This window comes from Mesorhizobium cantuariense (genome assembly GCF_042647205.1).
GTDB classification, from domain to species: Bacteria; Pseudomonadota; Alphaproteobacteria; order Rhizobiales; family Rhizobiaceae; genus Mesorhizobium; species Mesorhizobium cantuariense.
Window position 1 is genome coordinate 3,603,245 of the sequence record NZ_JBHRVD010000001.1, and the last position, 24,306, is coordinate 3,627,550.

A 24,306-nucleotide genomic window follows, 5' to 3' on the forward strand; every position below is an offset into this window, starting at 1 on the left:
CCAGCAAGACGCAGCCGCAAGAGCGGGCGTCGATGTCTCGGAGCGGCCCCCTGGAGCAGGTCCGCCGGGTACGGTGCCGGCGAGTGATCCGTGCCTACCAGTTCAGCCTGAACCCGACATTGCCGCCATAGGTCTGCACCCGATCGGCGAACTTGCCGTCGAAGGTAGCGAACACCGATGTGTCGCTGCCCCAGTTCAGCTTGACGCCGGCGTTGACGGCGACGGCGTCCTCGGCGGCTGCAGCACCCTGGACGACAAAGGCATAGCCAGGTGCTGCCTGGAGGGTTGGCTCGACCGAGCGGTCCGGTCTGAACTCATGCAGCCAGGCCGCGCGGCCCCAGGCCTGCAGCGTCGCGGTCTCGCCGACGGCGATCGTCGTGTCGAGCTGCAGGCCGAGCGAGACCGGCAGCGAGATGATCGTGCGGTGCTCGAAGTCCAGGCCCAGCGCACCGTCATCCAGCGATTTTTCCGAGAAACCCTGCATCGACAGCGCCGAGAATTGCAGCCCGGCAAAGGGCGTGATCGCGCCAGCGCCGACCGGCTGCCGCCAGCCGGCCTCGATTGTGGTGCCGAAGCCGGCGCTCATGAAATCGCCGGTCCAGTGTTCCCTTGATATCGCGGGGACCGGGTTGAGCGGATCGGGCGCGCCCGGAACCGAGGCGAAGCGGTCGGTCGTGTTGGAGTAGAGGTCCATCGCCAGCGAGCCGTTGATGTAGAACTGTCCCCATTTGCGCGCGCCATAGGCACCGGCATGGCCGCCGACGATGTTGCCGGAGGTTTCGCGGTCCGGCACGGCAAAGGAGGACGCCACGCCGCCGAGCGCGAAACCCATCAGGATGTCGGGGTCGCCCTGCGAGTCGAGGCCGGCGGAAAAATTGCCTGACTTGTAGCCGAGGCCGGCACTGCCGACGACCGGATCGCCGGAAACCACGCCCGAATTGCCGCCGGCCGTCGCCCAGTAATTCCAGCGCCGCTCATCCGGCGCCTTCGCCATGGCATCGAAGGGATTGGCCTTGCCCGGCGGTTCCGCATAGGCCGTCTCCGGCACCGCCACCGACTGGCTCATCGGATCCGTCGCCATGCCCATGCGCCAGGCATCCGACTGCCGGTTCATCGCCGCCAGGAAGATGCCGTTGGCGTCGAACTCCGGCTGCTGGAAGCCGCTGACGCCCTCGCCGGAGACGGTGTCGTAGACGGCGCCAAGCTGGTCGAGCGTCGGGATGTAGAAGATCGCGCTGGCGATCTTGGTGAAGTTCGGCGACGTCAGGTCGGTCTGGATCGCATTGATCGCCGAACCCACCGCCGTCTGGTTTTCGGTCAGGCCGGCGCGGGCGAAATTGATATCGACATTGAGGACGACATCCTCGGGATTGGGATATTTCAGCGAATACTGCGCCACCGCGCTCGGGATGGAATTCAGCTTCAAGCCCTTGTCGGTCACGCCGCCAAGGGCATGCAGGATGATGTAGTCCTCGTTGCCCGGCGAGGCCGCGCCTGGCTCCATGATGTTGATGTTGACGAAACCATTGACGTCGGCCGTTCCCGTCACATCGATCCGGTCGGCCTCAGGGTCGAGGTCGAGGTCGAGCAGATAGACACCGGTGGCCGATTGCGACCAGCTGCCATTGAGCTCGGTCGTCATCACGCGGTCGAGCCCGCCGGGTGCCGCAAGGCCGTCATTGTTGAGCTGGCCGGTCAGGCCGAGATCGACGGTGTCGCCCATCAGATAGAGGGCGGTGGCCTTGTTGTTGAAGGTGTTGAGGCCGCCGCCGAGCCCGACCGATCCGACCGTCGCGAAGTAATTGTCGAACGTGTCGTTGCCGTCGCCGCCGCGCATCGCATAGCCGTCGATCAGCAGCACCGAACGGATGAGACCATTGTTGGTCAGCACATTGTTGTTGCCGTCCTTGAAATTGACGCCGGCGCCCGCACCAGAGCCGCCTGTGATCTTCACACCGGTGGCGATCGTCACCTTGATGTCGCCATTGCTGGTGCCGCCGGCGCTCTGTTCCATCAGGGCGAAGGAGTTCTTGCCGGTCACGTCGAGGTCTGCCGTCTGCGTGAACTCGATGCCGCCGCCGGTGCCGCTGCCGCCGGCCGAGCCGGAGAAGCCCTGCGGGGTCGAGTTCGCGTTCATCCTCAGGCCGAGCAAGTCGCCGGTATGGCCGCCAACGCCGCCGCCGCCGCCGACGCTCTGGCCGAACACACCGACCGAATTGTCGCCGGTGATGGTCATGGCGACATTGCTGTTGATGGTGACCTTGCCGCCATTGCCGCTGCCGCCGTTGACGGCCTCGATGATGCCGTCGGTACCCGCCGTGACCACACCGCCGCCGCCTCCGACCGATTGCGCGAAGATGCCGACCGAACCGTCGCCGGTCAGCGTGATATGGCCGGTGTTGGTGACGGTGACGTCACCGCCCTTGCCGGTCGCGCCGGTGTCGCCGCCGATGAACACCGGTGGGCCGATCGTCGCCGCGATCGCGGTTCCGCCAGTGCCGCCACCACCGCCGACCGACTGCGCGAAGATCGCCACCGAATTGTCGCCGTCGAGCTGCATGGCGCCATTGTTGATGACGGTGACAATGCCGCCGTCGCCGCCGGCCGCGCCCTTGCCGCCAAGCGCGATGGAGAGGCCGGCCGCGCCGCCGGCCACCGAATAGGCCGCGCCGCCATTGCCGCCGCCGCCGCCGACCGACTGCGCCATGATGCCGGTCGAGCCGAAGCCCTGGGTGTGGATGATGCCGTCGCTAAAATTGGTGACGTTGACGTCGCCGCCCTTACCGTTGGCGCCGCCGGCGCCGCCGATGCCGAAGGTGAAGGCGCCCGGGCTGAGAGCCGCGGCAACACTCATGGCGCCATTGCCGCCACCGCCGCCGATCGATTCGGCAAAGATCGCCACCGACGCATCTTCTATTGTCGTGATGCGGCCATGGTTGTTGACGGTGACGACGCCGCCGTCGCCCGAACTGCCTCCATCGCCGCCAACGCCGATGGCAACCGGCACGATGCTGGCGGCGAACGCGCCGCCGCCATTGCCGCCGCCGCCGCCGATCGACTGCGCGAAGATGCCGTGCGCCCCAAAGCCCTCGACGGTGATCGCACCGGCGGCATTGTTGGTCACGGTGACGTCGCCGCCCTTGCCGGAACTGCCACCCTTGCCGCCGACCGCGATGAAGCCGATCGCCCGTCCGCCCGAGCCACCGCCGCCACCGACGGACTGGGCGTTGATGGCATCGGCGCCGGCGCCGTAGGTGTGCAGGATGTTGGAATTGGTGACCGTGACGCTGCCGCCGGCGCCGCTGGAGCCACCCGAACCGCCGATGGCGATCAGCGCCGGGATCGAGCCGGTGACGCCGCCGTTCTTGCCGCCGCCGGAGCCGCCGCCGCCGCCAACCGACTGTGCCTGGATCGCATAGGAATCGATGCCGTGCGTCTCGATCATTGCCACATTGGCGACATCGACCGCGCCGCCGCCGCCGCTGGAGCCGCCACTGCCGCCAACCCCGAGCGCGGTGATGCCGAGCGAGCCGCCGGCGCCACCGCCGCCGCCAACCGACTGGGCGAAGATGCCAACGGAATCATCGGCATGGGTGAGAATGCCGCCGTAATTGTTGACGATGACATGGCCGCCGGCGCCTGAAGCGCCACCGCCGCCACCGATCGCCAGCAGCGCACCCGCGCCACCGCCGGAACCGCCACCGCCACCGACCGACTGCGCGAAGATGCCGGCCGAATGCCCCAGTTGGGGATCGACGGTCGGACCGTCGGCGCCCGGCGCCGTCGGCGTGGTGCCGAAGGTCTCGATCGTGGCCATGGTCACCTGGGACAGGTCGAGCTTGCCGTTGGTGACGGTCACGGCGCCACCATTGCCGCTCGCACCAGCGCTGCCGCCAAGTCCGACGGTGCCGACCGCGCCGGCCATGCCGTCGCCGCCGTCACCACCGCCGCCGCCGATCGACTGCGCGTGGATGCCGTCCGACTTCTGGCCATGCGTGGTGATGATACCTTCATTGCTGACGATGACGGTGCCGCCCGATCCGCCGCCGGTGCCGCTGCCGCCGATGGCGACCGAGCCGGAGCGCTTCAGGCTGGATGTGCCCAGCGGTGCGAGAAGAATTGTCGGATCAAGCGGCACATAGGGAATGGCGACAAGGCCGGTGGTGCCGATATAGGCATCGCCGCCCATGCCGCCGCCGCCGCCGATCGACTGGGCGACGATGCCCGACGATTTGTCGCCATGGGTGGTGATGAAATCATAGTTGGAGACGTTGACGATGTTGCCGTCATTGGCCGTTCCGCCTGCCCCGCCGACCGTCGCCTGCAGGTTCCAGTTCGGCTTGCCGCCGGCCGGTTCGCAGACCTTGGCCAGCGTGCATTTCGCGCCGAGCTGCAGTGAGATCGAGTTGGAGCGCCCGCCGGTGCCACCCCCGCCGCCGATCGACTGCGCCAGGATGCCGAATGCGCCCATGCCCGAGGTCTCGATGCCGCCATACTGCTCGATCGTGACCGTGCCGCCCTTGTTGCCGTCGCCGCCGGAGCCGCCGACCGCGACGCTGACATTGGCCTGCGTACCGGGATTGTTGCCGGAGAGGCCGAGCACGCCGGTAATCGCGTTGCCGCCGGAGCCGCCGCCGCCGCCGACCGACTGCGCGAAGATGCCGTAGGCGCCGTCGCCATTGGTAACCGTCTGTCCGGTTGCAAGCAGACCGGTCTGCAGCAGGCCGTGGTTGGTCACGACGACGTCGCCGCCATAGCCGCTGTCGCCGCCAAAGCCGCCGACGCTGACGCCGACATTGAGATTGGTGCCGGTGCCGAGCGAACCGATGGCGGCCGAGACGGCCATGCCGCCATTGCCGCCGCCGCCGCCGACCGACTGCGCCTGGATGGCATGCGCTTCGACACCATAGGTCGAGACAGCGCCGGTGTTGTCGATCGTTGCCTTGCCGGCATTGCTGCCGACGCCGCCAAAGCCGCCGACACTCGCCGACAAGGTCTTGGCATCGGTTCCGGCGATGACGCCGGAAATCGACATGCCGCCATTGCCGCCGCTGCCGCCGATCGACTGCGCGAAGAGACCGACCGCCTGGTCGCCTCCGGTGATGGTCGCGCCGTGGCGCGTCACCAGCACATCGCCGCCGGCGCCGCCACCGCCGCCCACGCCGCCGACTGAGGCGCTGATCTGGTTGCCGTTCTCGCCAAGGCTGAGGCTGGTGGTGACGCTGAGGCCGCCATTGCCGCCGCCACCGCCGACCGACTGCGCCAGCACGCCGAACGCCTTGATCCCGGTGGTCTGGATGATGCCGGTCGAGTCGACCGTGACGTTTCTGCCGTCGCCGGCCGAGCCGCCGAGGCCGCCCAGCGACGCCGAAATCGCCGCCTTGGTGCCTTGCCCCTTGCCGAGCGTGCCGTTCACCGCTGCCGCAAACGAGAAGCCACCGCTGCCGCCGCCGCCGCCGACTGACTGCGCGAAGATGCCGTTGGCGCCAGCGCCTTCGGTCAGGATGTTGTCGACCGAGGTGACGGTGACGGCCTCGCCGTTGCCGGCGCCGGCGCCGAAGCCGCCGATCGAAATGCCGATCGCCGCCTTGGCGTTCGGGCCGGTGACCGAGAGAGCGCCGGAGAAACCGCCATTGCCGCCGCCGCCGCCGACCGATTGCGCGAAGATGCCGTTGGCATCGCCGCCCCTGGTGTGGATCGTCGCGTTGTTGTTGACGAGCGTGGTGCCGACATTGCTGTTGACCACGACCGCGCCGGCATCCTTGCCGAGACCACCGAAGCCGCCGATGCTGACACTGGCGCCGCCGGCGCCATCGACCGTCATGTTACCGGCGATGGAGAAGCCGCCATTGCCGCCGCCGCCGCCGATCGACTGCGCCAGGATGCCGTTCGAAAGATTGCCGGTAGTGTCGATCGTGCCGGTGTTGTTGACGGTGACCAGCCTGGAGATGCCGCCACTGCCGCCCTTGCCGCCGACCGACACCGAGGCGCTGCCCTGCTTGCCGGCGCCTGAGAGGGTCACGACCGCACCGCCATTGCCGCCGCCACCGCCGACAGACTGCGCCAGGATGCCGTTCGAATTGGCTTTAATGGTGACAATGTTGCCGACCGAGGTGGCCGTGACGACATCGCCATCGCCGCCAGCGCCGCCCGTCCCACCGACACCGACGCCGATCGCGCCGCCGTCGCCGACGATGGCGAGCGCGCCCGTGAAGCCGCCATTGCCGCCGCCGCCGCCCACCGACTGCGCCAGGATGCCGTCGGCCTTGCCGCCTTCGGTGCGCAGATTGCCAGTGCTGGTGACGGTAACCGATTTTGCATCGCCGCCAGCGCCGCCACCGCCGCCGAGAGCCACCGACAGGCTGCCCGTGCCGCCCAGGCTGCCGGAGACCGCGAAGCCGCCATTGCCGCCGCCACCGCCGACCGACTGCGCGAAGATCGCATGCGAGCCATCGCCATCGGTCTCGATATTGCCGTGGCTGTCGACAGTGACGATGTTGGCATCGCCGCCGCTCGTTCCCGAACCGCCGACACCGACGCTGCCGGCAAGATCCTTGCTGCCGGAGAGCGCGATGGCGAAGCCGCCATTGCCGCCGCCGCCGCCGACCGACTGCGCCAGGATGCCGAAGGAGTCTTTTCCGTTGGTCAGGATGTTGTTGTAGCTGGTGACGGTGACCGTGCCGGCATTCGACGCCGCTCCGCCGCTGCCGCCGACACTGACGCCCAATCCGCCACCGCCCAGTCCGATGCCGAGGCTGCCGGCGAAGCCGCCGGAGCCGCCGCCGCCGCCGACCGATTGCGCGAAAATGCCGGATGAATTGTCGCCCTGCGTCCAGATCGTCGCCGTGTTGCCTGCCGGTGCCTGCAGCACCGGCTGCCCGTTCAGGGCAACGCCGTAGCTGTTGACGATCACATTGCCGGCGATCGAGCCCGTCGCACCTGCGCCGCCGATACCGACGCCGATGCCGGCATTGCCGGTCGTGGCCGAACCGGCGACGGCGAAGCCGCCATTGCCGCCGCCACCGCCGATCGACTGCGCCAGGATGCCGTTGGAGAATTTGCCCGTCGTGGTGATCGTGCCGGTGCTCGTCACCGTCACCGCCTTGCCGACGCCGCCGATGCCGCCCTTGCCGCCGATCGCCACAGATGCCGTTGCCGCATCCGGGTCGCCGAGCGCGCCGCTGACGGCCACGCTGAAGCCGCCATTGCCGCCGCCGCCGCCGATCGACTGCGCGATGATGCCGGACGAATTGTCGAAATTGGTCGAGATGTTGCCGGTCGAGGTGACCGTGACGATGTCGGCGCTGCCGCCGCCGGCGCCCTTACCGCCAAGCGCCACGCCGACCGCGATCGACTTGCCGCCGCCGAGCGTGCCGGCAAACCCGCCATTGCCGCCGCCGCCGCCAACCGATTGCGCCAGAATGCCCGCAGCACCGGTGCCGCGCACGTCACCGGACGTGAAATCGGCACCGGTGGTGATGTTGCCGGTCGAGATGACGGTGACGCCGAGCCCATTGCCGGCCGCACCGCCGCTGCCGCCGAGCGCGACACCGATGCCGGCGTCCATTCCCAGCGCCAGCGAGACGGTCGAGCCGCCATTGCCGCCGCCGCCGCCGACCGACTGCGCCAGTATGCCGATCGCCTGGTCGCCGGAGGTGGTGATGTTGCCGGTGGATGTGACGCCGACGATGTCCGCATTGCCGCCGCCCGCGCCCTTGCCGCCGAGGCCGACGGCAGCGCTCACGCCTTGCAGCGTGATCGCACCGGCGCCGGCGAAACCGCCATTGCCGCCACCACCGCCAACCGATTGTGCCAGGATGCCGACCGACTGGTCGCCATGCGTTTCGATGTTGCCGATCGAGGTGACGGTCACCGAGCCGGCCGTCTGGCCGGTGCCGCCGCTGCCGCCAACCGCGACAGAAGCACCCAACGCTCCGGTCGTGAACGTGCCGGCGACGCTGAAGCCGCCATTGCCGCCACCACCGCCGATCGACTGCGCCAGGATGCCGTCGGCCTGTTTGCCGTAGGTGGTGATGTTGCCGTAATTGTTGACCCCGGCATGCTTGCCGATGCCACCCGTCGCGCCGCTGCCGCCGATCGAGACCGAGGCCGACCCGCCGGCGCCTTCAAAGGAGCCGGAGCCGCTCAGCGTCACGGCGAACCCGCCATTGCCGCCGCCGCCGCCGATCGATTGCGCCAGAATGCCGATCGAGCCGTCGTCGATCGTCAGGATGCTGTTCTGCGTGACGACATTGCCGACTTTCTTGCCGTTGTTGACGGTTGCCGTGCCGGCATCGCCGCCGCCACCGCCCGTACCGCCGAGATTGACGCCGACGCCGACAACGGCGCCCGCCGCGATACCGCCGGAGAAACCGCCATTGCCGCCACCGCCGCCGATGCTTTCAGCCTGGACACCGACAGCATTCTTGCCTTCGGTGACGAGATTCCAGGTGCCGGCATAGCTGGTGGTGACCGCATGATTGGCGCCGTCGGCGTGGATGACGACGTTTCCGGCCGCGCTGCCGTCGGCGCCCGCGCCGCCAAGGCCGACGCTTGCCGCGCCGCCGCCGAGGGCCGCCGAAACGGTGAAGCCGCCATTGCCGCCGCCACCGCCGACCGACTGCGCCAGGATGCCCGTCGAATTGTCGCCGGTCGTGTGGATCGAGCCGGAGCTGCCAACGATGACGTCGGCACCGGCGCCGCCGCCGGCGCCCTTGCCGCCAATGTTGACCGCAATGCCGACCGCGCCGCCGATGGCCCCGCCAATCGAATAGCCGCCATTGCCACCGCCACCGCCGACCGACTGCGCGACGATGCCGCCGGCATTGTCGCCGGCTGTCGAAATGTCGCTGAGGCTCGATACGGTCACCAGCTTCGATGCACCGCCCGCGCCGCCATTGCCGCCAATGCCGATCGCCGCCGCGAATGTGCCGGTGGCGTTGATCGCAACCGCGATTGCCGCGCCGCCATTACCGCCCGTACCGCCGATCGATTGTGCGAAGATGCCCCGAGAGCCGTTTCCATAGGTGGTCAGCGACCCGGCGGTCTCCACTGTCACGGTATTGCCGTCGCTGGCGTTGCCCGCGGCCCCGCCCATTGCGAGCGCAAGCGCTCCCACCGCACCCGAAACCGAGAATCCGCCATTGCCGCCGCCGCCACCAATCGACTGCGCGAAAACGGCATCCGACATGTCGCCATGGGTGATGATCGAATAGGCGGTATCGTCGGCGTCGCGCAGCACCTCCACGGCGCCGGACGTACCACCACTCCCGCCCGCGCCGCCAAGCGCCACGCTGAAGCCGATGCCGCCGGAGAATGCGCCGCCGCCATTGCCGCCGCCGCCGCCGACCGATTGCGCGAAGATGCCGGCCGAATTGACCGAACCGGCGCCATTTTTGCCGGTCTCGATATCGCCGGCATTGGTCACCGTCACCCGGGCGCCGTCGCCACCGGCGCCACCGGATCCGCCGGCGGTGAACAGGCCACCGGAGGTGCCGCCATTGCCGCCGCCACCGCCGACCGACTGCGCGAAGATGCCGGCCGACTGCTTGCCGTCGGTGCTGATCGAGCCGGCTGCGGTGTTTGTCACTTCGACGATGCCGCCATTGGTGGTCGAGGCGCCGTTGCCGCCAAGCGCCACCAGACCGCCCGAATTGCCGCCATTGCCGCCGCCGCCGCCGATCGACTGCGCCAGGATGCCGTTCGATTCCTGGCCATGGGTGATGATCGCGCCCGAGTTCGTGACGCCGACCGTCACGACATTGGCCGGGCCGCCATTGCCGCCGAGGCTGCCACTGCCGCCCGAGGCGAACAGGCCGAAGTTCGAGCCGCCGTCACCGCCGCCGCCGCCGATGGTTTGGGCAAGGATGCCTTGCGAATTGTTGCCCCAGGTGGTGATCGCAGCATTGTTGGTGACCTGGACGATGCCGCCATTGCCACCATTGCCGCCGCTGCCGCCCGAGGAGGAGAACAGGCCGAAACCGCCGGCGCTGCCGCCACCACCGCCGCCGATCGACTGGGCGGCGATGCCATGCGAATAAATGCCATGGGTGACGATGGTCGTGCCGCTGCCGGTGAAGACATTGGCGTTGCCGCCGCTGCCGGCCGGGCTGCCGCCGCCCGGGTTGAAGACCAGGCCGCCGCCGCCGCCGCCATTGCCGCCATGGCCACCCTGACTGATGGCGACGATGCCCGCTGAATAATTGCCAAAAGTCTCGACGCTGCCGCCGTTGAAGTTGACGGTGGCGTTGCCGCCGACACCGCCCAGGCCGCCATCGCCGGCATCGCCCGAAATACCCTTGGCATCGCCGCCGTCGCCGCCGTCACCGCCGACGCTACTGGCTACAATGCCTGCGTTCGGGCAACCCGTGGGCAGCACGCAATTGTTGCTTGTCTTGACCGCCCCGGTGACGTTGACGGTGACGGTACCGCCATCGGCGCCGTTGCCGCCATCACCACCATTCGAAAAGACGTAGCCATTGCTGCCATTGCCGCCGCGGCTGCCGTTCGAGGCACCGAGAACGCCGATGGTGCCGGTCGCTATAGCGGCGCCGCTACCCGGCACATTGGTGTCGGCTCCCGGCTGATTGTAGTTGACCGTCAGTGTCGGGCCGGAATTGCCGGATGGTCCGCCCGCCGCGGTGGCGGGTGGCGCGATGCAGGTCGTCCCGGACGGCGCGCCGCCGGCGACGGCACAGGTCTCGGCCGTCGCCGGATTGTTCCCTGAGGCCGGTGTCCCCGGCGTGATCGTGCAGTCGGCCGCGTTGCCGGTGCTGCAGGTGTAGTGCTGGACTTCCGTCGCCGGCGCCGGGCTCGATCCCGTACCGGTCAGGGATATCCGGCTGGGATCGATCGTCAGCGTGTTGACGTTGAGCGTCGTGACACCGGGCGCTGTGAAACTGATGTCGGATTGCGTTCCGGCGCCCGTGCAGTCCTCGACATTTCCGGTCGGCCCGACGCAAGTCGCTTCGGCAGAGCCAGTTGAGCCGATGAAAAGCATCGCCGCCATGACCATGGTCACGGCCGCTATTGTCGCCAAACCTGAAATGGCGAGAAATCTCTGTTTCAACCACCCTGAAACAACGCGAGACTCAACTGCTCTCCCCCGAACACGAGCCATCATCAACCCCCAGACCCGCGCCGCCTCGGCACGAATCGCCCCTTGCTAATGCAACCTATCAGATTGCAGCAGCAGCGGAGGCTCCCAAGAATTGAGGCGATGTAAATTAGGTGAGCTGTTGCGGTTTTGGCACAGAAATCACAGAAATAGCCAGTGTTTACCCACTATTGGAGCATTTAATAGAAGACAGAGGCGCGAGATTTGCTTCAAGCGGAAAGAATTGGCATCGGCTCCGCAACCGTCCCGGCCAACATCTCTCTCTGTACGGCCAGGAAGAATCTGCGCACTTCGTCGCTGGCTGCTGTTCTGTCCCTGCCGGATCCGACAACGAGGTCGAGCAGCTCCGACGCCTTGGCTCTCCAGAACGAGGTGGCGGTCTCGCCATGCAGGCTGCCGAGCTTGGCAGCAACCTCTCGGACCAAGAATACCTGACGGTCGATCGGGAATGCACGGACTTTTTCTGGGGACATCTTCCGAACCATGAGACTGACGCAACGAATCAACCATTGCCAACAAGCAATGGCGTAGCCGGGAAGGTGGAAACGGAAGCTTAACGGCGCTGACTCTGGTGCATCTTGGTACGGTCGTGGGGGACGATAAGGACGCAGCCGTACGCTCACGACATCGCCGTGTGCGTTCAAACGCGTTTCGTTGGCGTTGCAATCGGGGCAGGTGAAACGGGCGACGGCCCTCAGGCCTGGAGCGCCCTCGCCTCACCGCCGCGCTTGCGCGGCGTCATCATGTCCCTGGCCATCAGTCCGCTCGCCCGGCAAAACGCCATGAACGCCCGGCACGCATCCTCGGTCTTGACCACGTCCACCGTGGCGCCAAAGCAGGCGTTGAACGCTTTCTGATAGATCGGGCCCTGACGGCGCGCAGGCCAGTCCTGGAGAAAATCGAGCGCCTGCTCGACGCCGTAAATCTCCTCGACTGGCAGGCCGGTCGCGGGTGCGATGCGCACCGGCACCTCGAATTGCAGTCTGTCCATTCTATAACTCCCGAACTGGCGTCACCGAGGCAGCGCCGTTCGTCGTCAAAAGTTGCTTTGACCGGCTTTGGCCCAGAAATGTGTCGTCACTTGGGTCGCTGAGCCGCCACGTCGCCCAAAACAATCGCGCACCCGAGGATATGCTTTGGGCGACATGCGCTCACTGGTTCGCCGGATCCGTCTCCGCGTCGAAGGCCATGCGAATGGCGGTGATCAGCACAAATATCGTCGGCACGGCGAAGATGCCGCCGAGGACAAGGGCCGCCATCGCCGACAGGCCGAGCGTCTCGGCAACCGCCCAATAGACGGTTCCGATGCAGATGAGCGCCTGCACGGAGAGGAACGCGGCAGCCGAGACCGCGCGCGACAGGGTTTTGAATGTCGTGATGCGTTGCATTGAAATAGTCCGGAGAATGACGCGCCGCGCGACCGCCGAGCGGCCGACGGCAGCCGTGCGATCACGACGCGAACAGGGATAGCTATGAGGTGAAGGGGGTGGTTCTGAACCGCTCAGGCGGCGATGGTCGGCGGCGCGCGCGGCTGGTTGGTGCTCGCCCTGGAAGCCGAGGTCGCTCCGTATCCCGAAACAACCGCTCTCGACGGCGTCCGTTCGACCCCGGGGAAGACCGCGTTGGGGACCGGCAGCGCGGCATGGCCGCCGGTGAACTTGATCAACGCCGGACGGCCGACGCGAACTTCCAGCGCATGCGCCTTGCCGGTGACACGCAGCAGTGCCGCCACCTCACCGGACCGCTCGACACCAACGCTGGCACCACTCGGCGCAGTATCCGCGAAGGCTGGCACCGCCGGCTGGCCGAGGCACAGCATCGCCAGCAGCACCATGCCCATCAGGCATGAGCAGGCTGTCGTCAGCGGCGCTTCAAGCCATCTGGTTAGCCTGGCCGCCGTGAAGGGGCGCGATCTCCTGAACATCACCCGCCCTACCGCACGATGGCCAGAAAGGAAAGCAAACCGGGCAAAAACCGGCAAGACATCACCCCATGCAAGGCGAATATCCGAAGTGCGCGGCTGCATCAGGCAGTTCTTCCTTGAACCTTTTGCTCTCAAGTGCCAAATCTGGGGAGATTTTCACGTCGGCTCTCTTGCAGAGCCCTACCGGCTGCACGGACAAAATGGTCACCTATCTCGATGCCGCCACGGCACCCCTCAGAAACACCGGCCAGATTCGCCTCTATGGCGAGGAAGGCTTTGCCGGCATGCGCAAGGCATGCGATCTCACCGCGCGCTGTCTCGACGAACTGGTGCCGATGGTCGAGCCCGGCGTCACCACCGAAACCATCGATCGCTTCGTCTTCGAATTCGGCATGGACCACGGTGCGCTGCCGGCGACACTCAACTATCGCGGCTACACGAAATCGTCCTGCACCTCGATCAATCATGTCGTCTGCCACGGCATCCCCGACAATAAGCCGCTCAAGGATGGCGACATCGTCAACATCGACGTCACCTACATTCTCGACGGCTGGCACGGCGATTCCTCGCGCATGTATCCGGTCGGCACGATCAAGCGCGCTGCCGAGCGCCTGCTCGAAGTCACCCATGAATGCCTGATGCGCGGCATCGCGGCGATCAGGCCCGGCGCCCGCACCGGCGCCATCGGCGCCGCCATCCAGACCTATGCCGAGGGTGAGCGCTGCTCGGTGGTGCGCGACTTCTGCGGCCACGGCGTCGGCCAACTTTTCCACGACGCACCGAACATCCTGCACTATGGCAGCGCCAATGAGGGCGTCGAGATGCGGCCCGGCATGATCTTCACCGTCGAACCGATGATCAATCTCGGCCGGCCGCACGTGAAGGTTCTGTCGGACGGCTGGACCGCGGTGACGCGCGACCGCTCGCTGTCGGCGCAGTACGAGCACACGATCGGCGTGACCGACACAGGCTGCGAGATTTTCACCCTGTCGCCCAAAAAGCTCGATCGCCCCGGCCTGCCGGCCTAGTACTTTGCCGCGTCAGGCGGCGCTGGTACCTCGACCCCCGGCCCTTTATGACAATTGGACACCAGCAGCATTCGGCAGGTCGATGGTGACGACCAGTCCGTTCGGCTGGTTGTCCTGCAATTCGATCCTGCCGCCGTGACCCTGGACGATGTCGGCAACGATCGAGAGACCCAGGCCGAAGCCATGCTTCGATGCAGCGCCGCGCGACGCATCTTGCTTGAAGAATGGTTCGAAAACACGGGCGCGCACCGTCATCGGAATGCCCGGCCCGTCGTCGCCTACCGTGATGCGTGCCGCCGTGTCGGTCTCCGTCAGTGCGACCGTGACATTGCCGGCGAATTTGACCCCGTTGTCGCAGAGATTCGCGATCGCTCGCGCCAGTGCATTGGGCTTGCACCAGCCCAGAAGCCGATCCGGTCCGGAATATGAGACGGGAAACCCGACATCGGAGAATTCGGCGCAGACCGTTTGCAGAATGCTGGCAATGTCGGCGCGCTGCAGCTTCTCCGTCGAAACATCGTTGCGCAGATAGGTCAGGGTCTCGTCAATCAGGACTTCGATGTGCTGGACATCGGACAGTATCGCGGTTCGGGTGGGTCCATCATCCATGCGCTCGGCGCGAAGCCGCAGCCGCGTCAAAGGCGTGCGCAGATCGTGACTGACGCTGCGCAACATGCGCGTGCGGGTTTCGATCATCGTCCGGATACGCGTTCTCATCCTGTTCAGCGCGCTCGCCAGACCGACCATTTCGACGGAACCGCGTTCGATGAAGAGTTGGTCGCTATTCTCAATCTCGGCCGAACCGACTGCCGCCGAGATGCGCTTCAACGGGTCCGTCACGGCCCAAACCGCAAACAGCCAGATCAGGAGGGGCAAGGCGACGAAACCCATGAACCTATAGAACAAGGTGCGGACGAGGCCTGATGTCAGTAAAGAATCGGGCATGCCGAAATGAGCCAGGACGTCCCGCTGGTCCAGGTCCAGGACAAACGCGTATCGGCCACCGATCCTTATCCAGCGTCCATCAATTGATCCCCTGTCGATACGGAGGAGCCATTCGATACTTCGCCATTCCAGATAAGAATATGGAATGCTGCGTATCTGTTCCTTGGGCAGCACCTTGAAATCAAAACCAGCTCGCCTAGCCGCAGCCAGAATTGCGCCACGCGCTTCCGTTGGCGTTTCGCGCAACAAGACAGCAACAACGGCAGCCCGTCTGGCGCCATCGTCAAGGACCGGAAGGTCGACGTTCTCTATAAAATTTTCGACGACCGATCCGACGGACAGGATCACAACCAACGCGATGACAATGATTGCCGCAAACTGCCCACGCACGGATTGGGGCAGAAAACGGCGGACGAAAACCCTCATGCTTCCTCCACCGTCGCGGTGAAGATGTAGCCACCCAGCCGAACGGTCCTCAGAAGTACCGGATCGCGCGCGTCCTTTTCGATCTTCCGGCGGATCCGACTGATATGGACATCGATGCTTCGCTCGATCGGCCCGGCGAGCCCGGCATGGGTTACGCCAAGAAGCTCCTCGCGAGTGAGAACCCGGCCTGCATTGCGGCAGAACGCAAGCAACAGGTCGAATTCATGCGTCGTGGTCGCGACCCGCGCATTGTTGGGATCATACAATCGCCGGCGTATGGGGTCGAGGAGCCAGCCGTCGAAGCGAAGCACCTTCGACCGGTCCCGCTCGTCGGGAGCATAGGCCGTGCGGCGCAGCAACGCCCGTATCCTGGCCGTCAGTTCGCGCGCGCTGAACGGTTTCGTCACATAATCATCGGCGCCGATTTCCAGCCCGAAGATACGGTCGATTTCCTCGCCAAGCGCCGTCAGCATCAGGATTGGAATGTTCGTCCCGGCACGAAGACGGCGGCAGATGTTGAGGCCGTTTTCGCCCGGCAGCATCACATCGAGCACGATGAGATCAAACTTCTGGTTGCGAAGCGCGGCATCCATCTGGGCGCCGCTCTCGGCCATTTTCACGATCATGCCGTTATCGGTGAGTGTCTCACCCAGCATGCGCGCGATCTCGAAATCGTCTTCGACAATGAGGATATGCGAACCTTGTCTTGCCAATCTGGATTCGGCGTCCAGAGCGTTTTGGCGCCTTCGCTGTGCCATGCTGGAGTTTGTCATAGCCTGCATTGGTGTCTGCGTGGGTCAGAACCGATATCCGACCAGAAGCATCCCTGAAGGCTGGATCTTGTCGACGACAACAGGGCTGTCGGCAGCGTCTCCCAGGAGGACGCCGACCCCCGCTTCGCCGCGCACCATCCAGTTCTGGTTGAGCATATATGTGGCGGAAATCGAAAAATCGGCGCGCTTCAACCCTGCGCCGGCGTCATAGCGCGCCAGCCCCGAGCGAGCCGATTGTTCGGGCGTGACGCCAAAATAGGCCTGCATGTAATTTTCGTCGGCGAAGACGGCGGACGCGCTGGCGCCGATCATCAGCGATTGGGACAGAGGCCGGTTCACCTCGATCCCGACCCTGCCCTCCAGGCCATCGCTGCCGCCGATGGTCTTGTCCAGTTGCGCGAAGATTTCGGCCGGGCCGAACTTCACCGCCGCCTTTGCGCCAACCGTCGCGCCCATGTCGACATCCCCCAAGCCGCGCAGGTGATCGGAATCGTCTTCCTTGCGGCCCATCTCATAGCCAAGCCGCGCGCTGAATTCGAACGGTCCTTGTTCATAGACGGCGATGTTGGCACCTATCGGATCGATCGTCACCGTGTCGAGGAATGTCGCCGTGACGAAAGGCACCGGCATGATCTTGAACTCGTCGCTGCCCTCGTATTTGGGGACGATGATGGCGCCACCGCCAAGCACGACATGCCAGTCGGCCAGTTTCTGTTCGATGCGTCCGAAACGAGAGGGCTCGGGCGGCGGGATAAAATCATCGGAATTGACCGCAATGGCGTCGGCCGCCAGCCCCGAATGCGTTGCAAACAGGATTGTCATCGCAGCCAGAGATGCCCGGCCGGCAAATAATCCAGAGTCCATTTTGGCGAACATGCGTGCTCCAGTATAGCGAGGCAATGCGCCTCCGATGCCGTCACCATGTCAGGTGAAAGTGGCCGCATGCGCGAAGTGATGTTAAGTTTTGTTGCGCAATCGTGGTTTCATCTTGCCGGTGCAAAGGCAGCTGGAAGCTGACAGCGGGAGCTGTCGGAGGTCGTCTCGCGATCGCAGAACAGAACTGTTTCAATCCAGGCCGGAACGGTTCTAATGTCAGCACCGGAGCAATGTGGGCGGCATATGGGCAACACAAGCGACGACGACGAACGGAGTTTCTTCTCCGAAGCGCCGATGCGGCCGACGGCGAAAGCCAAGGCGGCGGTCGACGAAAAGCCGCATTATCTCGGCCATCGCGACCGCTTGCGCGCGCGCTTTGCCTCGGCAGGTCCGGACGCCCTGCCCGACTACGAACTTCTGGAGCTACTGCTCTTTCGCCTGATTCCTCGCGCCGACACCAAGCCGGCGGCCAAGGCGCTGCTGGCGCGCTTCGGCACGCTGGCCGAAGTGCTCGGAGCACCGGTTGGCCTCTTGCAGGAGGTCAAGGGCATCGGCCCAACGGTGGCGCTCGATCTCAAGATCGTCGCGGCGACCGCACAGCGCATGGCGCGTGGAGAGGTGCAGGGTCGCGAAATCCTCGCGTCCTGGACACAGCTTCTTGCCTATTGCCGGTCAGTCATGGCCTTCGAGGAGCGCGAGCAGTTCCGCATCCTGTTCCTCGACAAGAAGAACGCGCTGATCGCCGACGAGGTGCAGCAGAAGGGCACCGTCGACCACACGCCTGTCTACCCACGCGAGGTGGTCAGGCGTGCGCTGGAACTCTCGGCGACCGCCATTATCCTGGTCCACAACCATCCCTCTCGACCTAATTTCATCACGCTGGATCACGCTACTACCCATTGAATCACATATCTTTTTCGGCTTGCCGTACTCTCGGATACAATGGCATACTGGGACCGGTTTTAAGGGGGATCGAGAGCCCTTTTGACCCCAGTCGCCGGCCCCAGCAACCCATCTGGCGACCCCACTTGAAAGCCTACGGGAGAGCCCTTTGCCGAGCCTAACAGATGGTGAAATACGCCGCGCGATCAAGCAGGTTGAGCAGACTGGAAAACAGCTAAGCCTGATCGATGGCGAAGGACATGGGACCGGACGCCTCGTCCTTGTGATGAAGCCCATGCCATCGCGCGTGACCGCAGACTGGATGGCGCAGCAGTGGCGCGACCAGAAAAGGATCAAGAAGAAGCTCGGGTCTTATCCCTCGATGCCGCTGAGCAAGGCGCGGGAGGTGTTCGAGCGCGACTTCGCCGACATGATCCAGAAAGGGCGAAGCATCAAGATAGCCGGTGACACCAGACCCGGCACGGTAGCCGACCTGTTTGAAGGCTACGTCGCCTATCTAAAGAACTCGGGAAAGTCGTCCTGGAAGGAGGCGGAAAAAGGCCTCAACAAGATTGCGGATACCCTAGGTCGCAACCGCCCAGCTCGCGACATCGAGCCCGATGAAGTCACTGACCTCATTCGCCCCATCTACAATCGCGGGAAGCGATCGATGGCTGATCACGTACGAAGCTACGTTCGCTCGGCATACAGTTGGGGCCTGAAATCCGAGCACGACTACCGCTCGAATTCATTGCGCCGCTTCCGCTTGGTCTACAATCCGGCCGCCGGCATTCCGACCGAACCAAAGCAGGTCGGTACGCGCTGGCTCGATGAAGAGGAATTCTTGCGGCTATACCGCTGGCTGGAATGCCCCGATGCACCGGTTCACCCGCCTTACACGCGTGCTGTCCGAATCCTGATGTTGACGGGTCAGCGTGTTGAGGAAATCGCCAGGCTGCATGTCGATCAATGGGATGCCAAGGAGCGCATTATCGACTGGTCAAAGACGAAGAACGGGAAGCCACACGCCATCCCTGTTCCTGAGGTTGCTGCTGAGATCATCGAGTCAATCAAACCCAATGAATATGGCTGGTTCTTTCCTTCGGCAATGGATCCTTCCAGGCCGGTCAGCCATGGCACGCTCTATTGCTTCATGTGGCGTCAACGCGACCGTGTCGTGATCCCCAATGTGACGAACCGCGACCTGCGTCGAACCTGGAAAACGCTCGCCGGGAAGGCAGGGCTCTCAAAAGAGATTCGCGATCGCCTCCAGAACCACACACTGCAAGACGTCAGCTCAAAGAGTTACGATCGCTGGAACTATATGCCGGAGAAGCGTGCCGCCATGAAGCGGTGGAACGTGTTCGTTCGTGCGTTGCTTGCTAAGAAACGTATGAAGACGGCGGCATGAGCAGCAAGGCCCAAAATCCGGTCCTGCGATAATCAAGGCGCCGCGCGACATTGACCGTTCAGAGCTACACGACCTTCGTCGGCGACTTGAAACGCAGGATCACCGAGGCTCGGCACCGCGCCGGCCTCTCGGTCAATAGCGAACTCATTCTCCTCTATTGGAATATCGGTTGTGATATAGTCGGTTGCCAGGCGCGTGAAGGTCGGGGCACGAAGGTCATCGACCGCCTTGCCGAAGATCTTGGGTCAAATCTTCAATGAGCAATTCTCCACGTCATCTCCCACGCCGACCGGTATTCACAAGGTCCCAAAGTTTTCTTTTCCAATCTCTGTCGCAGTCGTCAGCAACGACTGTCCTGGTGGCATTGGTGCTTTTCGCTCTCGCACTGGCTCTGGGATAGCAAGGCGGTTGAGCCGTGGATCTTCTGTTTGGTCTTTGACCGGCTAGGTCAGTCTTGCTCGCGTCGTGCGCGGCGTGGCCAAGTGCAGGCTGGTCTCGCTGCCGGTGATCCCAGCTATAAGGCGAATGCGCCGCAGCACGGCATCGAAATCAGTCAGCGAGGCCGTCCCGAGCTCAACCACTAGGTCCCAGCGACCGTTAGTGGTGTGGATGGTCGAGACTTCAGGGAAGCCGCCAAGCGCACGAACCACGCGGTCGGCGGCATGGCCCTCAATCTCAATCAGCATGATACCGCGGATGCGCTGATCGACCGCGTCGGCGCGCAGCACCACCGTGTAGCCGATAGTATCGCCGGACCGTTGCAGCCGCTCCATGCGCGCCCTGACCCGTGGCGCGCGAGACGCCGAGATCGACGGCGAGATCGGACACGCTGCGCCTGGCGTCATGTCTAAGCAGGGTCACCAGGCGTTCGTCCAGCGCGTTCATCGAGATACCATTTTGATCAATTTCGCTGCCATTACGATAAACAATGCTTCTCGGATTGCCAATTCACCCTGTTCATATCGCCGGCTGGCCGTGGTCTCCTGCCGGCCATTCGAAACGTGGTGGTTGGGAAAACAGATGCGTTGCAGAATCGTCGGGGCGCCGGTGCAGGACGGTGCCGGCAGAATGGGATGCGAGATGGGGCCGAGTGCGCTCAGGACCGCCGGCCTGCGGGAGGTGCTGTCCGGCCTCGGCCACAGCGTCGAGGACCTGGGCGCGGTCCAGCCGCTTCCGGCAAGGCGCGTCGTGCATGGCAATCTGGCGCTGAAGGCCCTGCCCGAAATATCGGCCTGGACATCCGCCATTGCCGATGCGGCCTACGCGGCGAGCGAGGACGCCATGCCGATCTTCCTCGGCGGGGACCATTCGATATCCGCCGGGACCGTGTCTGGCCTCGCCCGCCGCGCCGCAGAGGCCGGTCGCCCGCTGTTCGTGCTGTGGCTCGACGCGCATCCGGACTTCCACACGCTCGACACCACCGCAAGCGGCAATCTGCACGGTGTCCCGCTCGCTTACGCCAGCGGCCAGCCGGGCTTTAGTGGTTATTTCCCGGATCTGCCGGCAGCGGTCGATCCCAAGCGTATCTGCACCATGGGCCTGCGCAGTGTCGACCCGGCTGAGCGCAGGGCGTTGAACGAGGCAGGAGTGACGGTGCACGACATGCGCGCCATCGACGAGCACGGCATCGCGCCGCTGCTGCGCGCCTTCCTGGCGCGCGTGTCTGATGAAGACGGGCTGCTGCATGTCAGTCTCGACGTCGATTTCCTCGACCCGTCGATCGCACCAGCAGTCGGCACCACGGTTCCCGGCGGCGCAACGTTCCGCGAGGCGCATCTGGTGATGGAGATGCTGTCCGACAGCGGCCTCGTCTCCAGCCTGGACCTGGTCGAGTTGAACCCCTTTCTGGACGAGCGTGGCCGCACCGCGACGCTGATGGTCGACCTGACGGCGAGCCTGATGGGCCGCCGCATCATGGACCGTCCGACCCGTAGCCATTCCGGGAGCTTTTGATCATGACCACGGCAAAGCTGAACATCGTCCCCTTCGTCAGCGTCGACCGTATGATGAAGCTGGTGATCGCCATCGGCGTCGAGCGCTTCCTGACCGAGCTCGCCGGCTACATCGAAGAAGACTTCCGTCGCTGGGAACTGTTCGACAAGACGCCTCGCATCGCCTCGCATAGCCATGACGGCGTCATCGAGTTGATGCCGACAAGCGATGGGCGTCTCTATGGCTTCAAATACGTCAACGGGCATCCGAAGAACATGCGCCAGGGTTTGCAGACCGTCACCGCTTTCGGCGTACTCGCCGACGTTGGCAGTGGCTATCCGATGCTGCTCACCGAAATGACCATCCTGACCGCGCTGCGCACCGCCGCCACGTCAGCTGTCGCGGCCAAGTATCTGGCACCACGCGGTGCGCGCACAATGGCCATCATCGGCAATGGAGCGCAGTCGGAATTCCAGGCGATCGCCTTCAAGGCGCTGACCGGCGTCGATCGGCTCAGGCTCTACGACATCGACCGCTCAGCCTCGATGAGATGCGCGAAGAACCTGGCTGGCATGGGATTTGACATCACCATCTGCGCAACCGGGCAGGAGGCGGTTGAAGGCGCCGGGATCATCACTACCGTTACCGCCGACAAGCAGTGCGCCACCATTCTCACCGACAACATGGTTGGCTCCGGCGTCCACATCAACGCGGTTGGCGGCGACTGCCCCGGCAAGACCGAACTGCACAAGGACATCCTGCTGCGCTCCGACATTTTCGTCGAGTTCCCGCCACAAACGCGCATCGAGGGCGAAATCCAGCAACTGGATTCCAACCATCCGGTGACCGAGCTTTGGCAAGTGATCGCCGCCAAGGCCCAGGGACGCCGAGACGCCAAGCAGATCACGCTGTTCGATTCAGTCGGCTTCGCCATCGAGGACTTTTCGGCGCTACGATATGTGCGCGACCAGTTGCAAGCGACGGGCTTGTACGAGGAACTCGACTTGCTCGCCGATCCCGACGAGCCACGCGACCTGTTCGGCATGCTGCTACGGGCGGCGATACAGCCGGCAGCATAGCGAAATGGTTCATGCAGAGTTTCGCGACCCATGCCCCGTCGGCGTTCCTCATTGTAACTTCTTGTCTTGTGCACCCGGTGCGCTTTGCTGTAGCGAGGCTGCTGACGTAGATCGGGGCTACGGCACCTGAAGAGCAAATGAAAGGTTGGCCAAATGCCTGAAGATCTTATCAAGTCCGACGCGGAATTGCTGGGGATGACCACTGACATCGTTTCCGCCTATGTCAGCAATAACCCGGTTCCAGTTGCGGAACTCGCTCGCGTAATTTCCGATACCTACGGAGCGATCAGCTAGCTGCAGGGAACAGCCCCGCCCAGAGCGGAAGAGAAGCCTACACCCGCTGTCCCGATCAAGAAATCGGTGACGCCTGATTTCATCATCTGCTTGGAAGACGGCAAGAAGTTCAAATCGCTCAAACGGCACTTAGGAACTCACTACGATCTGTCGCCGGATGCGTACCGCGCGAAATGGGGCCTGCCCTCCGATTATCCGATGGTTGCGCCGAACTATGCCGCGGCGCGATCGGCGATGGCGAAGGCGATCGGCCTGGGACGGAAGGTTGTAGCGCCTGAGCCTGAAGCGGCGCCAGCGAAGCGCCGCAAGATCGGCATCAAGACGAGCTAACATCGGGGCTATTTTGCTCAAGAGGCCCGCGTTCTGGTAGGGGTCAGTTTGAAATCCTACTGCCGCCAAACCTTGATGGCTGACACCACAAGAATTGCCGCAAGGGTTGGCAGAAGCCAAGCACTCGGCACTATGCCGAGCAGCCTACCACCTATGAAACTGCCAACAACCGAGCCTGCGGCCATGATGGCAACCAAGCCTTTGTTCTTGCCCAAAACGATGAAGCTCTGATCTCGGCTGTAGCGTGTGAAGGCGACAAGCATGGTTGGCAGGCTCACGGCCAATGACAGGCTGCCGGCAAGCTTAATGTCGGCACCGAACAACAGAATGAGCGTAGGTATCAACAGCTCGCCGCCGGCCACGCCAAGCAGCGAGGCAACCACGCCTATGCAGAAGCCGGCAACGATTCCCAAAGCTATCTGTAGACCGCCGCTGGCAAGGGCAGCGCCAGCGGACGAAGGATCGTGGCCCAACAGAAGCACGACAGCTATGCCCAGCAAGAGCATCGCGATTACCTTGTGAAGCGTCTCGGCTTTCAGGCGCGTTGCCCAGCCGGCGCCGATCCAGGCACCAAGCAAGCTACCGGCAAGCAAGTTCACGATGACGGGCCAGTGTGCGGCGATCTCCGCGAACGGCACAGTTGCCGCCCGGAACGGCAACGCCGACGCCACGACAACAAGGCTCATTGCCTTATTCAGGATTACCGCCTCTAAGGCGGCGAATTGGAATAGGCCTATCAGTACGGGAAGCCGGAACTCGGCACCACCAAGCCCAATCAATCCGCCAAGCGTTCCAATTGCTGCACCGCTGCCGAAGGCCGAAAACGGGCGACGCAATTCCCTTTGAATCATGCCTCGATCTTCTTTCGATACGCGCCACGGCCATCGACTTCTTCGGCTTCCTTGGCTTCGATCAGCGCGAAGATGTCGCCGATCTCCCAAGTACATGAAGTGCAGCTCAACCGCATTAACCTGAGCCCTGGAACGACGATCGCAGGGCGGCTTAGCCTTTCTTCCAGCGGGCCGACACCGCCGTTCTCGGCATCTCTGAGCGCTGTTCCGGGGGCAGCGCTTTCATTCTTGCCTTAGCACCTTTTAGGCCGCCTTTGCGCGCGCTGGCGAGCGGCTTCGTATCTTCCGCCTCGTCAGTTGACAGTGCGACAATCGACTTGGCCAATTGGTTGGGATCGCGCGAGGCGCTTGAAGGCTGAATTTCAAACCGACCCACTACCCGCGTTCTGTTGCAGAGGCGCGGGCTGATCGTTTTCTGATAGGATGAACCCTTACCTCC

General features: G+C 64.4%; 15 protein-coding genes and 2 pseudogenes. 7 read left to right on the plus strand and 10 right to left on the minus strand.

Features of this window, described 5'->3' with window-relative positions:
• Positions 1–94 precede the first annotated feature (94 nt).
• The 5 genes from ACFOJ9_RS17390 to ACFOJ9_RS17410 all read right to left on the minus strand — a co-directional run bounded on the left by ACFOJ9_RS17390 (position 95) and on the right by ACFOJ9_RS17410 (position 13,040).
• Positions 95–11,020 (minus strand): hypothetical protein, encoded by a 10,926-nt coding sequence (locus ACFOJ9_RS17390; protein ID WP_378980169.1) that lies wholly within the window; start codon positions 11,018–11,020, stop codon positions 95–97.
• A gap of 305 nt (positions 11,021–11,325) precedes the next feature.
• On the minus strand, positions 11,326–11,589 hold the full coding sequence (locus ACFOJ9_RS17395; protein WP_378980170.1) for a DUF6074 family protein: 264 nt from the start codon (positions 11,587–11,589) through the stop codon (positions 11,326–11,328).
• A gap of 221 nt (positions 11,590–11,810) precedes the next feature.
• Positions 11,811–12,107, minus strand: a complete 297-nt coding sequence (locus ACFOJ9_RS17400; RefSeq protein WP_378980171.1) for a DUF982 domain-containing protein — start codon at positions 12,105–12,107, stop codon at positions 11,811–11,813.
• A gap of 160 nt (positions 12,108–12,267) precedes the next feature.
• Positions 12,268–12,504, minus strand: a complete 237-nt coding sequence (locus tag ACFOJ9_RS17405) for a hypothetical protein (RefSeq protein WP_378980172.1) — start codon at positions 12,502–12,504, stop codon at positions 12,268–12,270.
• A 113-nt stretch (positions 12,505–12,617) separates the two neighbouring features.
• On the minus strand, positions 12,618–13,040 hold the full coding sequence (locus tag ACFOJ9_RS17410) for a hypothetical protein (RefSeq protein ID WP_378980173.1): 423 nt from the start codon (positions 13,038–13,040) through the stop codon (positions 12,618–12,620).
• A 200-nt stretch (positions 13,041–13,240) separates the two neighbouring features.
• Between ACFOJ9_RS17410 and map the strand changes: the two genes are divergently transcribed.
• Entirely contained in the window at positions 13,241–14,068 is an 828-nt protein-coding gene (gene map / locus ACFOJ9_RS17415; RefSeq protein WP_352628040.1) for a type I methionyl aminopeptidase, read from the plus strand.
• 45 nt (positions 14,069–14,113) lie between these two features.
• On the opposite strand, the gene ACFOJ9_RS17420 is transcribed toward map, so the two are convergent.
• The 3 genes from ACFOJ9_RS17420 to ACFOJ9_RS17430 form a co-directional block, all read right to left on the minus strand.
• Positions 14,114–15,013: a sensor histidine kinase gene (locus tag ACFOJ9_RS17420; protein WP_378980174.1), complete on the minus strand. Its 900-nt coding sequence runs from the start codon at positions 15,011–15,013 to the stop codon at positions 14,114–14,116.
• A gap of 422 nt (positions 15,014–15,435) precedes the next feature.
• Positions 15,436–16,197, minus strand: coding sequence for a response regulator (locus ACFOJ9_RS17425; protein WP_378980175.1), 762 nt, complete (start codon positions 16,195–16,197; stop codon positions 15,436–15,438).
• A gap of 39 nt (positions 16,198–16,236) precedes the next feature.
• Positions 16,237–17,088, minus strand: a complete 852-nt coding sequence (locus tag ACFOJ9_RS17430; protein ID WP_378980176.1) for a MipA/OmpV family protein — start codon at positions 17,086–17,088, stop codon at positions 16,237–16,239.
• Positions 17,089–17,331: 243 nt separating this feature from the next.
• On the opposite strand from ACFOJ9_RS17430, the gene ACFOJ9_RS17435 reads away from it, so the two are divergent.
• The 3 genes from ACFOJ9_RS17435 (at position 17,332) to ACFOJ9_RS17445 (ending at position 19,641) form a co-directional block, all read left to right on the plus strand.
• On the plus strand, positions 17,332–17,991 hold the full coding sequence (locus ACFOJ9_RS17435; protein WP_378980177.1) for a JAB domain-containing protein: 660 nt from the start codon (positions 17,332–17,334) through the stop codon (positions 17,989–17,991).
• A 148-nt stretch (positions 17,992–18,139) separates the two neighbouring features.
• A complete protein-coding gene (locus ACFOJ9_RS17440) occupies positions 18,140–19,381 on the plus strand; it encodes a tyrosine-type recombinase/integrase (RefSeq protein ID WP_378980178.1) in 1,242 nt (413 codons plus the stop codon).
• 50 nt (positions 19,382–19,431) lie between these two features.
• Positions 19,432–19,641 carry a DUF1016 N-terminal domain-containing protein gene (locus tag ACFOJ9_RS17445; RefSeq protein ID WP_378980179.1) on the plus strand — a complete coding sequence of 70 codons (210 nt, stop codon included), beginning with the start codon at positions 19,432–19,434 and terminating at the stop codon, positions 19,639–19,641.
• 183 nt (positions 19,642–19,824) lie between these two features.
• Here ACFOJ9_RS17445 and ACFOJ9_RS17450 read toward each other — a convergent pair.
• Positions 19,825–20,266, minus strand: a pseudogene (locus ACFOJ9_RS17450) (Lrp/AsnC family transcriptional regulator).
• A gap of 135 nt (positions 20,267–20,401) precedes the next feature.
• Here ACFOJ9_RS17450 and rocF point away from each other — a divergent pair.
• The 3 genes and pseudogenes from rocF to ACFOJ9_RS17465 all read left to right on the plus strand — a co-directional run bounded on the left by rocF (position 20,402) and on the right by ACFOJ9_RS17465 (position 23,016).
• Entirely contained in the window at positions 20,402–21,334 is a 933-nt protein-coding gene (rocF, locus tag ACFOJ9_RS17455; RefSeq protein WP_378980180.1) for an arginase, read from the plus strand.
• Between the two features lie 2 nt (positions 21,335–21,336).
• Positions 21,337–22,392: an ornithine cyclodeaminase gene (locus tag ACFOJ9_RS17460; protein WP_378980181.1), complete on the plus strand. Its 1,056-nt coding sequence runs from the start codon at positions 21,337–21,339 to the stop codon at positions 22,390–22,392.
• A gap of 153 nt (positions 22,393–22,545) precedes the next feature.
• Positions 22,546–23,016: pseudogene (locus ACFOJ9_RS17465) on the plus strand (MucR family transcriptional regulator).
• 56 nt (positions 23,017–23,072) lie between these two features.
• On the opposite strand, the gene ACFOJ9_RS17470 reads toward ACFOJ9_RS17465, so the two are convergent.
• The gene (locus ACFOJ9_RS17470) at positions 23,073–23,867 is read right to left on the minus strand and encodes a sulfite exporter TauE/SafE family protein (RefSeq protein ID WP_378980182.1); all 795 of its coding nucleotides are present in this window, start codon (positions 23,865–23,867) and stop codon (positions 23,073–23,075) included.
• Between the last annotated feature and the right edge of the window lie 439 nt (positions 23,868–24,306).